Origin of the sequence: Pricia mediterranea (genome assembly GCF_032248455.1) — a bacterium.
GTDB classification, from domain to species: Bacteria; Bacteroidota; Bacteroidia; order Flavobacteriales; family Flavobacteriaceae; genus Pricia; species Pricia mediterranea.
This window is the reverse complement of the sequence record NZ_JAVTTP010000001.1, coordinates 1,417,479-1,431,757: the sequence shown is the minus strand read 5'-3', so window position 1 is coordinate 1,431,757 and position 14,279 is coordinate 1,417,479. Positions and strand designations below refer to the sequence as shown.

Genomic DNA, 14,279 nt, shown 5'->3' with positions numbered 1-14,279 from the left:
TTTCAGTCGTCCATGGTCTTTTCGCCAATGATTTCCACATCGTACATTTCATAGAGTTTTCGATCTTCCATCGCATCTTCGTACGACCTATCGGATCCCCATGACGGACTGCCGCAACATATGCCCCGAAAGCTGAATGGTACGGTCGGTGGAGGTGGTTAGGCCCAATCTCCCTTTGCAGCTATTGGATCATCATAGGGAAAAAGGGTTTAGGGAAATACTGCATACCGTTTCCCAAGTACAGATGGGTGAAAAACAGGCCCGATTGCTTCGAAAGGGCGTCTATGCCCTTGGCAATCTATTGGGAAGCAAAAAGCCCACAGAGGAAGAGATCTTCAACGGATTTAAGGATGAACTTACCGATTACTCGAAGTTCAAGGGCAGGAAGAGATCAAACGCATTGAAAACGTGGGACTAGAGGAAGACAGCCCTATGTGGCATACCCGAAACGTCTGGTTTGTTCTCTTATTATTTTGCAGGAATCCGGATTTCGGACGTGCTGCAAATGAAATGGGCCGATTTGATGGACGGCCGTCTCTATTATACCATGAACAAAAACGAAAAGCCGGTAAGCCTAAAAATTCCCGATCAGGCCGAGGAGATATTAGGTTTTTACCGACCGTTGCGCCAGTCAAATGCCGGTTATATTTTTCCCTATCTGAAAAAAGCGAATCCCAATAGCAAGCGAGACATATTTGTAAAGACCCGCAGTGGAACCGCTGTACTTAACAAATATCTAAAAGAGATTGCCGAAAAATGCGGGATTACAAAAACGCTTTCCAACCATATTGCCCGCCACTCTTTTGGTAATATTGCAGGGGATGCCATTTCGCCCCTGATGCTGCAAAAACTGTATCGGCATAGCGATTTAAAAACGACCATCATGTATCAGGCAAATTTTATCCATAAAGATGCGGATGATGCCTTGGATGCTGTTTTGAATTCTTAAAAAGGTTATTGAACTCGTCTTGAGTTCATCTTTTACCTGCGAATTTCGCATTTTGTGTCCTGATTTTGCCATTTTTGGCTTCATCAGACCACAAAAGCCTTCATTCTCGGTTCCAAACATCAACTCAAGACGAGTTCATTGTAAAATTTTTAAAAATAAATGAAATTTACAGGTTGGATTATTGATATTTGCTATTTTAGCATTTAATAATAATTTTAACACAGCATCAATTAATAATTATCACACATCTTCTAATAATAATTTAAGCACAACATCAGTTAATAATTAACGTCCGATATTGGACTTAGGTTATGCCTAGAAATTTATGAAGGCGTATCCGCAAAATTAAAATATTAAAATGGCAACACCGGGAGAAAAACTAGCGGAATCATTGGAAAGGCTCAAAGCACTACAAGATTCGGGCATCGTTGCTATTAAGGCCGATGATCTGTCCAGGGTGCATAAAGAGAGATTGATTAAAAATGGATTTATAAAGGAAGTAGTTAAAGGATGGTACATCGGCACACCGCATGACGAACAACAAGGCGATAGTACCTCTTGGTTTACCTCCTTTTGGGACTTTTCCGCAAGATATTTACAAGATCGCTACGGAGAGGATTACTGTATTTCGGCAGAGCAATCTTTGATGTTCCATGCCGGAAACAATGTTGTGCCAGGGCAATTGATCGTAAGGTCTACCAAAGGCAACAATTCAGTTACAAAATTACTATTTGGTACTTCGATATTCGTTATGAAATCGCCCTTGCCAGATGTAGCGGAAATCGAAACCCGCAACGGAATACGAATTGTTAGTCTAGCTTCTTCCATAGTGCATAGTACTCCGTCAACATTCACGAAACAATCCATTGATTCGAGAACCGCACTTATGATGATACGGGACGCATCCGAATTGCTTCCAATCTTACTCGAAGGCGGACACTCCACCATTGCCGGAAGACTGGTCGGCGCGTATCGAAATCTGGGACAAGATAAAATTGCAGACGAGATTTCAAAAACAATGATAGCTGCCGGATATGATGTCAGGGAAACGGATCCGTTCAAAGAACCGTCTCCGATAAAATTTGACCCAAGAGAACGATCTCCGTATGTAAATCGAATAAAATTGATGTGGCAAGAAATGAGGGAAGTTGTAATTGCAGCCTTTCCAAAAGCCCCAGGCATTCCTGATGATTTGAAATCATACATGGAAAAAATCGATGAAATCTATGTAACCGATGCCTATCATTCGTTATCCATTGAAAAATATAAGGTAACTCCGGAACTGATCGAGCGCGTTCGAAGTGGAGAATGGAATCTGGAAGATAATGAAGCAGACTTGAAACAAAAAGATGCCATGGCCGCTAGGGGGTACTGGTTGGCATTCAACGCGGTCAAGAAAAGTATTCAGCGAATTTTCGAAGGAGAGAATCCGGGGAAGGTCACAGATGAAGAACACGGTGATTGGTACAGGGAATTATTTGGTCCCAGCATTACCACTGGAATATTAAAACCTTCGGATTTGGCAGGGTACCGAAATGCCCAAGTCTATATTGGTCAGTCCATTCATACCCCGATTAATGTGCACGGTGTACGGGAAGTAATGCCCTTGCTCTTTGAGTTGCTGGCATCTGAAAAAGTGGCTGGCGTACGTGCGGTACTGGGACATTTTTTCTTTGTGCACATACACCCCTATATGGATGGAAACGGTCGTATGGGTCGTTTCTTAATGAACGTGATGCTTATCTCAGGGGGGTATCCATGGACTGTAATTCCGATAGAAGAAAGGGACAGCTATATGCAGGCACTTGAAAGTGCGAGTGTTGAAAATAATATCGAACCTTTTGCCAAATTTATGGCGTATCTCGTAGATGCCGGTTTACAGGGAAAGCCGATAGCGAAGAAATTAGTATGAAAGTATTTATCCAAGAAATTAAACTACCGTTCAAGCACATTCATTCGGACACAACGCAGGGGATGCCATTTCGCCCCTAATGTTGCAAAAACTATATCGACATAGTGATTTAAAAACGACCATCATGTATCAGGCAAATTTTATCCAGAAAGATGCCGATGATGCGTTGGATGCGGTTTTGAATTCTTGAATTCCAAATCCATTATACCCCAATTAACCATAGTATGTTACCAGCAACTTCTAATCTGAAACTCAAAAGTCTCTAACCTACATATTCTGTTTGCGATAAGCTACATAATTTGTAGTATATCGCAACTATTTTATTGGTCATCCTTTAAGAGATTGGATACACCATGGACGAACCGACATAGGATCTATGGAATTTTTGCTTCACGCTTGCCTGCTCCACTTGAAAAAATGATTTCCAAGGTGCATGCTTCTGCCATTGTGCGATGTCCGGTCTGGGTATCATATATCGCTCTCCAATTCAAGATTTATAGCCACTTTCCATCCATTGTCAACTGCCCCCGGTCTGCCCTTGTCAAAGGTGTTCAGTAAAACGGGATAATATCGGTTATTTACTAAGTAGGTCATTATAGGGTTCAGCAATTCGCTTTCAGGCTGTAGATACTCGATCAGAAAGCCCAAGCGCTGTAAAACACTTTTATTTGGATACCATTTTAAGAGTTCTTGCAAATCTGACAGTTGCACTTCTTCAAGAAGCTCTTCGATATTGGCCAACATTCTATTTAGACCGCCCAATTTCGTTTGATGATAAATCAGATCCGCAATGGTCAAAATAGGATCCGAGACATTAAAATATCCGGCATCCGATTTTTTACGAATGATATTCGATTTTGGCCAATTGGAAAGTGTAAAAAATTGGATGTCCATACCTCCTTTTGAGATGGATAACAAAGCAGGCTTTGTGGTAAAGACGTATTCTTTTTGAATTTGTTGATGAGATGCCCCATGAAACTTTGCCGCGGAGAACCCTCCCAAATAATATTCCCTATTGAGATATTTAAACAATTTGTGTATGTAAAGTTCAATCGGAAGTTTCCCTTGGGTGGCATACCTAGGGGGTATTATCAAATAGAAATTTTGCCGTAAGGCAATTAACTCCTTTTTGGAGGTTAAATAGGTTACTTCTTTTTTGATGGCAGTGGTGGGTTTACCAATGGCACCCCTTAGCTCATCCCAAGTAAAGGAGTATTCTTCCCTTGATAAACAGACTTTTATGTATTCGGATACATCCAACCTTAGTAAAATTTCGAGTAAATTACCATTTTTTGGGGATAAACTCGAATTTTTACTAAAAAAATTCAAAAATAAACTCTTCTTGTTGTTCCTATTCCTATTTAACATCGAAAGCTGAAAAGCATATGGCAGACCAAACTACTAGATTTAAGGTATCACAAAATGTGATACCTCTTTGGTCAAAGAGCCATTTATAATCTCATGCCGATTCCTCTCTTTTTGTTCGGAATTTCCGTTTTAAGTTTGAGGACAAAAGACCAAGCGACCGAAGAAGAATTGTCCGCCTGCGTTTTGCTGCCCAACACTTTTCGAGATTTTCCGAATTTAGAATAGCCAAATTCTATTATGAATCGACGATTTTCAAAACCCCTTCATTGCTTTCGGTAAAGGCGTTGCTTGCCCGTAAAACAACTTCCATCGCCTCCATGTTGTTTCCTAAAAGAGTGTCGCTAAATGCCTGTGCACGCTCTAACATCCTGATATAAACTTTAGGGTCGTTGTTTCTTGTCAATCTCCGTAATCCTCCTAAATAATCCTCGCGATAGACGGTGGGGACAATGATTTTGGTCTGATCGACCGTGGATAGTTCAGCGTTCATCATTACGCGCGCGATACGGCCATTGCCGTCCAAAAAAGGATGTACTTCGCTTACGACGAACATCATATAAACAGCCTTTGCAAAAGGATGTGTCAATGCTTTATAAAAGTCAAAGCTCTGTAACAATGTGCCTCGTACCAGTTCCATATCAACGAATGTTGTGTCGCCTGCCTGATTGTTCTTATCCTTGAATTTGCCGGGTTTTTTATCGGTGCGCGCGCTGAGTAGAATTGCATGGCGGTATTGAAGAATTTCTAAAAAATTCTCAGCGGAGTATGGAACTATTTTCATTTCCCGTTTACTGGAAACCAATTGATAGGTTCCTAGCACATCGTGCGAATCTTCGTTTCGTGCAGGTAGGGGCTGCTGAGTGGCGATTACTTGCTTTGCTTCGTTAATCTCAAAAACGGTGCCTTCGATATAGTTGGAAAAGTAACTTTCGTAGAACGCAAAATTTCGATATGCCTCCGTACTCGTATTCTGTTCCTCACGGTATTTGAACTCTTGTTGTTTCAATTCCCTAAAAAGGATTTCGAATAATTGCATACGGGCAGGGTCATAAGGACTGTTTATTGCCCGTGCCTTTGCCACGGGCGATTTCAGCTCTCTGGCAGGTCGTGTGGCCAATAAGGCACTTATAATTTTATTGAGCTTCTTGAACTCCTTCTCCATTCCCAATTCTTTGGAAATATCCCTGGCACGGTCACGAACTTGGTTGAGTTCATCTTCTCCATTAACGCGGATGATTTTTTCTAGTTTTTCCTCTATTTGAGGATAGGCAAGCGTTTTGGAATCCGCACCAGTCTGTCGTGAAACCTGAAGGTTTTCGAGCAAGGCACGTTCTCGTTGCGAAACCATCAACGCTCCTGAGAAAGAAGTGTCGCCCTCGATCGCTTTTGGTCCATCCATAAAACGTATGGTAATGCCGGGAAGTTGTATTTTTTTAGTGTATTTATAGGTCACGAAGATTTGGTCGTTTGCCGTTGGAGCGAACTCGAAAGCAGATCGATGGCTTAATATGGCATCGGGATATAAATTTCCAAGAATAGGAAACAGGTTACGGCGTATAATAGCTGCCGGGATATCTTCAAGATTCGAGGTGTAGATTCTTGGTGCAATTTTGCGTACGATACCTTCGTCTTCCCACTTTGATATCCTACGGGAAGTTACCGAGTCTGGCGAACCATAGATGATTTCTTGCAGATGTAAAGGCGTATTTTTTTCCACTATAACTATTTTAAAGACAAAATTGCAAAATATTTTCCAATATAACCCATTTAAAGTAAAATATTTTCTACTGTAATCGTTTCTATGTCCTTCCAATAAAACGCTGACGATTCGTTTTGGGCAAAATACTTTCTAGTATAGCCTACTTTTAGCAAAATATTTTCCAACACAAGACTTATGGTATCACAATTTGTGATACCTAATCAGGCAAATGGTAATAGTTGAATTTGTGCCGGTCTTTCTCTTTTCTTAGTCTAAAGTTTCCATCTTAAGCGTAATCATCGCGTAATTTCTTTTCATGTATTTTCATCTGTTTTCAGATTTGGAAATACCAAAAATCATTTGTTATATTGGCAATCTATGAACGTAATCTGTATAGAAGAAAAAGCATTTTTGACCCTAATTGGGGAAGTTATAAAGTATGTCAAATCCGAAATAAAACCTGTCATTGCAGATAAGTGGGTCGGCAAAAAAGAAGCGATGCAGATGCTGAGAATAAAATCTCCTACCACCTTACAGAAATTAAGGGATGAGGGCAAGATCAGGTTTTCGCAGCCCGAAAAGAAACACATCGTTTACGACCGGGATTCCATCATCGAATATCTTGAAGCACACGCCAAAGAGCCTTTTTGATGACAACTAATTTCTTCATGTCAAATCGGAATTACTAACTCCATAGATTATACGCTTTCCCATTATATATCATTTAGCGATAAACCCCAATTTTTAGGGTTTATCGCTAAATGAAATGTCAAAAGGATTCTACTTTTTGACCATTTGTTTCTAGGACATATTGTGCCCAAGCTCCTGGGGAAGTCATGCAATCCTTTCACTCCAATCCTCCCGAGCGGACGACCTTCGCCCGCCCGCTTTCGGTCGTCTTTCCGTTCCAGTTTTGAACGACAACCTCGCGGCCGCACAAAAGCCCAAGCGGTAAAAAAACCGCTTGCCCTTTTCTCCCCCTGCCCACAAAAAACCTGAATATTCCATATTTCCTTAATTTTTTAAAGACCATATTAGACCGGATAGATTTCGTTTTTGTACCCAAATAGTCTCATATGGTTCGATATGATTTTACGAGTCAAATAATAGATAATAAGTTAGTTATATTCAAATTCTATATACTGTATTTATCCACGAAGGTGGATAGCAAGTGATGTTTTGCACAGCGCAAAACTGCCTACTTCTACGAAGTGAAATCCGATTAAAATCGAGATAAAAAATGGCTAGCAACAAAGGTGGTAGAAAACGATTGGGGGACAAGAAAAGGATGCATGCCATTACGCTTAGGTTCAACGGCACGGAACTGGAAAAAGTAAAGACCATATTGCAATCCTACAATCTTGATTTTGGAAAAAGGGGAACTGTCGGTCCGTTCCTGAGAAAGCTTATTTTGAACAAAGAAACTGTAAAGGAAAAACGTATTCCCGACGGTATCTCGAACCTTAGTTACCAGATCAATAAGATAGGCACCAACATCAACCAACTGGTCAAGGTGGCCAACCACAAGAACATGCGCAGTCCGAACTCGAACCTCGAACGGGAGATGGAAAAGACCAGTGAACTGATGCTCGAACTTATCGAAATCATAAACGTCAAGAACCAAAAATGATAGCAAGGGTACTTTATCGGAAAAGCGTACAGGGCGTGCTGAAGTATGTATTGGGAAAAGAAGAAAGTACAATACTCGGGTTCCAGAATACGTATTCCGATACCAGTACCGACATGAAGTTTTTCGGCAGGGTATTGTATCATCTTGGCAATCGTCATGATTCAGAAAAAAGATATCTACACGCTTCATTGAACCTTCCCCGTGGGGAGCACTTGAACGACAGGGACTTCTTTGAACTCTCCAAAAGTTATATGGAACACATGGGCTATGGCGAACAGCCCTATGTCGTTATCCGTCATCATGATACCAAGCACGAACATGTGCATATCGTCTCGTCCACCAAACAGGAAGACTGCTTGCAGATCAACCTCTCCAACGATATCAGAAGGAGCATAGCCATCCAGAAATACCTCGAAAAAGAATTCGGACTTTCCCCATCGCCCGCTACGAAACTGACCAAGGAACTTCCCAAATACGAGATGCCCGAATTCAGGAACCGCGACATTAACGGGGTCAGGTTCTATATACAGGACATCGTGAACATCGCCCTGCAAAAGTACAAGGTGCGCAGTTTTAAGGAACTGGCCGGGCACCTCAAAGACCATCATATCGAATTAAGAACCGTTGAGCGAAACGGTAGGATAGGAGTGTCTTACGGTGTTGCCATAAAAGATGGCTACAAATCGAGATTTATTAACGGCTATACTGTGCACCCCCAATTAAGCGGCCCAAAACTGCAAAAGGTGTTCGAACAGAACTAAAGCTCAAAACTGTTGCCGATGGTAAAAAAACGGCTGGAAAAACAATTGGAGACTACCTACGGACTTTTCCAGAGCATAAATCTCGAACAGTTGCCCGACATTCTGGAATCCTATCAAAATCTGGATTGTAAAATAGAATATGACGAGCAAGAAAACCCCGTGGATTTTACCATCTATGACAAATCGGGATACGTTCTTAGAAGCGACGAAATCGCACCTTATATCCCAATCCGCAAGAACCCCGAAAAGTTCAAGACTGGAGACACTCAGATTAATGCGGAAAGTAAGCAGCTAAAACTGGAACTTCAAAAGTGCATCAAGGAGGCATATGAAAACACCTATCGAAATTCGGGGAAGAAGTTCCTTTTTTCTAAACATATCGATAGGATAGGCATAAAACCACTGGCCAAGGAAATGATAAAATTGGAACGTTTCCTGTTCTTGGAGAAATACCTGCCTACCGACGATAGGAGTTTGGGCAATAGGATACAGGAACATTTCCACTACGTAAAGGACAAACTTTATGTTGCGGAATCGGTCAAGGAAGAACAACGATTAAAAGGCAAGGTCGAACTCATAAAACAGGCGAGCGACAGGCAGTTGTTCGATACGCCAAAAGAACGGGAGATTCTTTTCGAGCTCGTTCGAAGCCTTGGCATCGATTACGGTCGGGGCATGCTCCGATTTTCGAATTCCCATCGACATCGGGTCAAACTGAACATGGGCCAAATACCATTGCCTAAGCAAATCGATTTTTATGCTTCTCCCGGCTTTATCCAAGAAAACGAAAAAGTATTGGACGGACAGCTGAACGACAAGCCCGAAAAGGAAATCCGCCCAAGCCCGACGGCCATATTCCTGCCGTGGATGTTCCCGAACCTCTATGGGGCCATGAGGCAAAAATATAGAGAACGGTTCGAACGGTTGAGCCTTAAGTCGTATTGCCAATATGCGGAGGGCAAACAGGTATCCTTCGAGAAATCCCCGAAGGACTGCATAGAATTTTTTAACACCAGGGGAGGAAAGGCATAGGTATGGGCTAACATGATGAAATTCAGAGATAGGGTTTGGATAACGAATCCTGAGGCTTTACGGATACTTTTAATGTGCCAGCTAGTTGTGGCCTCAACAATGATGAATCGAGGGTAAACTTAAGGTGGGGTCTTGAAATGGTAATGAAAGGGTGTTTAAAAAAATCAGTAGGACACACCATAGGTATTTATGGTAAGCCCGTCATTGTACATTTTGCTTTCGCGAAGTTCAAGTTGACCGGTGTTTTTTGACGCACCAAACATGGTGATGCCGTCACCTAAAATCAATGGGTTCAACTTGATTTTTAACACGTCTATCATTTTGTGTTCCAACAGCCAACCGGCAAAAATACCGCCCCCGCAGAGATAAATGTCGGTTTCCGAGGATTGCTTTAGCTTTTTTATAATGTCGAGGTCATAGTCGCAAATAGTCAGTTGATCACTTTGATCCTCGAAATTTAGCGTCTTTGAAAATATATAGTGTTGCATGTGCGGATAGGCAGGTTGGCCCGGCTCCAATCCGAATTTGTAACCGAACTCATAGGTTCTACGGCCCATAATGACTGTTTGGAAGTCCTTCAAATCGGCCAAATATTGATTTACCCCTTCTCCCGCTGCGGTAAAATCGCTGGCGTCCTCGTCTGGCCCAGCGATAAAACCGTCAATGGAGGTGGCAACGTAATAGATGATTTTTTTCATAGCATTTACCCTTCATTTAGTAGCGCACCCCGATGCTCGTCCCAAAATTTCCCGTTTTTGAATACGGCCTTTTTGGAGATGCCTTCTTTGACAAATTCGTTCTTTTCCAAAACGCGCATCGAACCTACGTTGTATTCGAATATTCCGGCATATAAACGAACTAACACCAATTTGTCGAAAGCATACCTTGTCAAAAGTCCCACGGCTTGGGTAGCGATGCCCTGGCCCCAAAACGGTTCGCCGATCCAATAGCCGATCTCGGCAGATTTTCGATACACATCTTTCTGGAGAATTAAACCGACCAGTCCGCAGAGTTCGCCGTTGTAATCGACTGCAAAAACCTTTTCCGTATCGCTCTGGCTTTGCTTTTCAATAAATTCCCTGGCATTTTTTTCGGTATAGGGGTGACCGAAAGCGTCCCGTACATTATTCCAGATCTTTTTGTTGTTGGCTAGTCGGGCCATGGTGCTGACATCCGAATGTTTTAACGCCCGCAACTGTACACTTGCCTTTTGCATACCTTAAAGTTAGTATTTGTTTGGTTGCTGTAATCCGTTCAATGTTCTTCAAGGAATTCCATGACCGCCCGATCCGCATCCCCGGGGTTTTCAAAATACAATCCGTGGGAGGAATTTTTCAAGGTCACCAATTCACTGTTGGGCAGCAAGCCGTCCAGTTCCCTTGAAATTTCCACCAGCCATTGTGGGGAGCGATTGCCGACCAACAACAATACAGGAACTTTCAACGATTTTATTCTTGAGGGATCCAACCGCAAAAAACTCTCCGTAATGGCCGATCCCCAGAGTTCCAACAGATTGTCCATCCATGCTTGCCTGCCCTCTGGCGGTACTTGGGCCAATCGAAAGTCTGCGCCCATCACTCCCTGAACGAAATGTTCCAGACCTTCTTGATTTCTATCGGCCCTGAAATCATCGGCCGCCGGTCTGAGATTGTTTACCATGAATGCATTGAAACTCTCTTGACCCTTTTCGGAATTTTCGACCAAAGAGGCTGCCGGGGGTTCGCCCAGCACCAATGATTGTACTACCTCAGGATGGTCCAAGGTCATGGTTAGGGCAGTTAATGCCCCGTATGAATGCCCGACCAAATGTACCTTCTCAAAACCGAGTTCCTGAATCAAGGCGTACAGATCATCGGCATGGATACGTACGGAATAATCGACCAAACTGTCGAACTCCTGTTCATTCGGCCAAGCATAGCGGCGACTGTAGGATACGACATGGTAGTTTTTCGAATAGGGTTCCATACGGGAAATCCATGCCCGGTAATCGCCGATGGTGCCATGAATGAATATGAGGGGTTCGCCTGACCCTTGTTCAATGTAGTGGAGATCTTCTCCGCGGATGTCGACCGATTTGGGCTGGTCGACCGACCTGCCTTCCGTTTGAGTTTGTACCCGTATATTGTGCGTTTTACAGCCCACGAAGACCACTAAAAGCAGTAGTATCTGAATCAATTTTGAGATTTTCATAACGTTCATTTTAGTGTTCATTCATTGCTCAAGACATAAAGCCTTTGTGCACATCGGTTAACCTTTATTTGAAGATGTTGGATTCCACTTGAAGCTTTCACCTTTCCTTTCGACCTTTCCAATACCTGGAAATGGCAAATGACATGAAAATAAGGTCAAGTTTTCCTTTACCGCCCTGTTTAAGGTTTCCTTTCTCACTTGAACCGCATTTTCCTTTGAATATTCATGGCTCATAGCCCAATCGGGGTATTCGAAATGTAATTCGTGACCAAAAGTATCTCCGACATATAACATTTCTTCACCATCGGATCGAATCATTAAATGGATGTGCCCAGGCGTATGCCCGTAAGCTTTTAGAACTTTTATGCCCTTTGAGATTTCTTGCCCATCCTGGGTCGTTTCTAATTTTTCCTCGATGCTTTTCAGTCTTTGGGCCTCCCATCCGGATGCCTCTTTCAGTGATTCATATTCCTTGCGATCCATATAAAAAGTTGCATTCGGATAGCGAATTTCACCATTTTCATTGCACACTCCCCCAAAATGATCAAAGTGCTGGTGGGAAATGACCACTTTTTTTATGTCGTTGGGGTCAATCCCCATTTCGATCAATTTATGCCTTAGTCTTCCTGCCTGGTCGCCTTGTTCCTTGGCCATATCGCCGGCACCGGTATCGACCAATATCAATTCTTCCCCCGTATCGATCAAGAGGAAATGTAAGGAAACCTTGATATTCGTCGGGCTAAGGTTAAACTCTTTCGCTTTTTGGTTAAGGACAGCAGTAGGGGCCCCGTGGAACAGAAGTTCCAAGGAGGCATAGGGCCAAATGCCATCAATTATTGAATAGCACTTGAACTTTCCGACCTTGAACGGGAATATTCCTTCAATAAAGTGGGGAAGGCTTGCGCCGAATAGTTGAAACGGCACGAAAAGTGCGCCTCCGAAAAAGGATATGTTGGTTATGAAAGTTCTTCTCTTCATTTTGCATCTGTTTTGCGTTGGTGATCAACCGGTCATATGTTAAAATCTTGTCTGCCAACAATACAGGATCGGTAGCGGGGGTAATTATCCATTCTGTCTCATGTTTTTGATTTTTATGTTACATATTGTCCGTAATCATTCATATCATACTGTCGCCGTGAGCGTAGTCGAGAGGTTATTAGATAATATCTATCTAAAATGAGGTCTCGACTGCGCTCGACCTAACATCGAAATTGTTTAGTCGACAGATTGCGTACATTCAATTATTATTCTTTCATTTTATAAAGTGGCACACTAAATTGCGAATCCATCGTTCCATCGTTTTTATACCGCATGATTGGCAATTCTTGAGGCGGACTTTTTTTTCAACCCAAGCCTCAAGTGCCGTTAACGGATCCACGCTGTTATCGGTTATTCCAAGATTGCTAAACGCCGTACAATGGTCCATACCGGGAATGAGGAACAAACGGAAGAAATCCATAGTCTCATGTCCATAAGCCTCATAATTCTTTTTATAATAATCGACCGAAGATTGGTAAGGGATCATCGGGTCGGCCAAACCATGGTATAGCAACAATTTCCCACCCTTATCTTTAAAGGATTGCATGGAAAGATGGTTTACATTCAATAAGCTCCCCATAAACTCTAAACGCTCAGGGTCTGCGTCGAAATCAAAATCAAGTACGGAATAGCTAGCCCCTGGGTCTTCCTTGAAAATTAAATATTGGAATATTTCATTCCATGGCGTAAACTCATCAAATGGTTCCGTGGATTCCCCAAGAAACCAAAAGCCCCAAAGTGGTTCTGAACCCAGGGAAAGACCAGTAGGCAAAAGCTTTTCCCCACTCTTGTTTATGGGTCCCTCGTACCATTTTTTCAATACTTCTATTTTTTCCCTGCTCAGACAATTCGTTTTATCCTCGCAAATCAGCACTTCCGGATCAAATGCGCAATTAGAAGGATCACTGACCAGACCGTCCACTTTTCCATCCACTTTATCGCAGGCATCGTATACGGCCTTTTTGATTTTTGAAAGATCCTCCTTGGCAAGGATATCCTTGCCATCCACTCCCGTATTGGCCTGACGAAGCCAGGCAGCTAATACCGCCCAACCCGAAAAATTAAGGGCGGGCGCCTCTGAGATAATCCCATCAAAATCTTCTGGATAACGTGCGGCTTCCATAATGCCCTGCCGACCACCGCCGGAACATCCCCAGAAATAGGAAAGAAGAGGTTCTTGATTATAAAAGACCTTGATCAATTCCTTGGTAGCCCGAACCGTTTCATGAAGAGCCCTATATGCATAGTCCTTTTCTGCCTGAGGATTGTTATAGGCCCAGGTTAAATCGCGATTGCTGGATCCCCAATGACCAGAGTTCATAGTGGCCGTGGCATAGCCACGTTGCAAGGCTTTCTTTAATTTCCCCGAAATATCGGCTGGTAAGGTGCCACATCCCAATCCGCAGCCGTTCATAAATAATTTCGTGTTCCAGTCATCCACCGGAAACCGCATCAGAAAATAATTGGAGGGCATGGTATAGCCCCGTATCAATATATGTTTCGGAATGTCTTCGGAACGTTCGATCACTGCAGTAGACAGGATAACAACATCGTGTATGAAGGCCTCCTCGACCTTCGTTCTTTGTCTGTCTATTTCCTCGCCGCTCTTTTGGGCATGTAGCGGCATGAAAGTGAGAAACAGTAGTATCGGGATTAATTTTGAGATTTTCATAAGGTAGTTTTATCGGGTTATTCTTTTG

The 14,279-nt window shown here is 42.7% G+C and carries 14 protein-coding genes; 7 read left to right on the top strand and 7 right to left on the bottom strand.

Translation table 11 applies throughout. The features are described from left to right. Positions 1-136: 136 nt before the first annotated feature. The 3 genes from RQM65_RS06095 to RQM65_RS06085 all read left to right on the top strand — a co-directional run bounded on the left by RQM65_RS06095 (position 137) and on the right by RQM65_RS06085 (position 2,861). Complete coding sequence (locus RQM65_RS06095) at positions 137-418, top strand: hypothetical protein (RefSeq protein WP_314013433.1); 282 nt, start codon at positions 137-139, stop codon at positions 416-418. A 39-nt stretch (positions 419-457) separates the two neighbouring features. Then, the gene (locus RQM65_RS06090) at positions 458-949 is read left to right on the top strand and encodes a tyrosine-type recombinase/integrase (RefSeq protein ID WP_314013431.1); all 492 of its coding nucleotides are present in this window, start codon (positions 458-460) and stop codon (positions 947-949) included. A 358-nt stretch (positions 950-1,307) separates the two neighbouring features. Next, a complete protein-coding gene (locus RQM65_RS06085; protein WP_314013429.1) occupies positions 1,308-2,861 on the top strand; it encodes a Fic family protein in 1,554 nt (517 codons plus the stop codon). Between the two features lie 468 nt (positions 2,862-3,329). On the opposite strand, the gene RQM65_RS06080 is transcribed toward RQM65_RS06085, so the two are convergent. Next, positions 3,330-4,121: a type IV toxin-antitoxin system AbiEi family antitoxin domain-containing protein gene (locus RQM65_RS06080; RefSeq protein ID WP_314013427.1), complete on the bottom strand. Its 792-nt coding sequence runs from the start codon at positions 4,119-4,121 to the stop codon at positions 3,330-3,332. 343 nt (positions 4,122-4,464) lie between these two features. Further along, on the bottom strand, positions 4,465-5,946 hold the full coding sequence (locus tag RQM65_RS06075; RefSeq protein WP_314013425.1) for a Fic family protein: 1,482 nt from the start codon (positions 5,944-5,946) through the stop codon (positions 4,465-4,467). Positions 5,947-6,306: 360 nt separating this feature from the next. Here RQM65_RS06075 and RQM65_RS06070 point away from each other — a divergent pair, with 360 nt between their 5' ends. From RQM65_RS06070 to RQM65_RS06055, 4 genes are all read left to right on the top strand, one after another. Further along, a complete protein-coding gene (locus RQM65_RS06070; protein WP_314013423.1) occupies positions 6,307-6,579 on the top strand; it encodes a helix-turn-helix domain-containing protein in 273 nt (90 codons plus the stop codon). A gap of 589 nt (positions 6,580-7,168) precedes the next feature. Continuing rightward, the gene (locus RQM65_RS06065; RefSeq protein WP_314013421.1) at positions 7,169-7,558 is read left to right on the top strand and encodes a plasmid mobilization relaxosome protein MobC; all 390 of its coding nucleotides are present in this window, start codon (positions 7,169-7,171) and stop codon (positions 7,556-7,558) included. Beyond that, positions 7,555-8,319 carry a relaxase/mobilization nuclease domain-containing protein gene (locus RQM65_RS06060; RefSeq protein WP_314013419.1) on the top strand — a complete coding sequence of 255 codons (765 nt, stop codon included), beginning with the start codon at positions 7,555-7,557 and terminating at the stop codon, positions 8,317-8,319. The genes RQM65_RS06065 and RQM65_RS06060 overlap by 4 nt, the downstream gene beginning before the upstream one ends. An 18-nt stretch (positions 8,320-8,337) precedes the next feature. Beyond that, positions 8,338-9,351, top strand: a complete 1,014-nt coding sequence (locus tag RQM65_RS06055; RefSeq protein WP_314013417.1) for a hypothetical protein — start codon at positions 8,338-8,340, stop codon at positions 9,349-9,351. Positions 9,352-9,515: 164 nt separating this feature from the next. Here RQM65_RS06055 and RQM65_RS06050 read toward each other — a convergent pair whose 3' ends face one another. The 5 genes from RQM65_RS06050 to RQM65_RS06030 all read right to left on the bottom strand — a co-directional run bounded on the left by RQM65_RS06050 (position 9,516) and on the right by RQM65_RS06030 (position 14,251). Continuing rightward, positions 9,516-10,049, bottom strand: coding sequence for a dihydrofolate reductase family protein (locus RQM65_RS06050; protein ID WP_314013415.1), 534 nt, complete (start codon positions 10,047-10,049; stop codon positions 9,516-9,518). Between the two features lie 5 nt (positions 10,050-10,054). Next, positions 10,055-10,567 (bottom strand): GNAT family N-acetyltransferase, encoded by a 513-nt coding sequence (locus RQM65_RS06045; RefSeq protein WP_314013413.1) that lies wholly within the window; start codon positions 10,565-10,567, stop codon positions 10,055-10,057. Positions 10,568-10,605: 38 nt separating this feature from the next. Beyond that, complete coding sequence (locus tag RQM65_RS06040; protein ID WP_314013411.1) at positions 10,606-11,541, bottom strand: alpha/beta fold hydrolase; 936 nt, start codon at positions 11,539-11,541, stop codon at positions 10,606-10,608. A 57-nt stretch (positions 11,542-11,598) separates the two neighbouring features. Then, complete coding sequence (locus tag RQM65_RS06035; protein ID WP_314013409.1) at positions 11,599-12,519, bottom strand: MBL fold metallo-hydrolase; 921 nt, start codon at positions 12,517-12,519, stop codon at positions 11,599-11,601. Between the two features lie 274 nt (positions 12,520-12,793). Next, on the bottom strand, positions 12,794-14,251 hold the full coding sequence (locus RQM65_RS06030; protein WP_314013407.1) for a tannase/feruloyl esterase family alpha/beta hydrolase: 1,458 nt from the start codon (positions 14,249-14,251) through the stop codon (positions 12,794-12,796). Between the last annotated feature and the right edge of the window lie 28 nt (positions 14,252-14,279).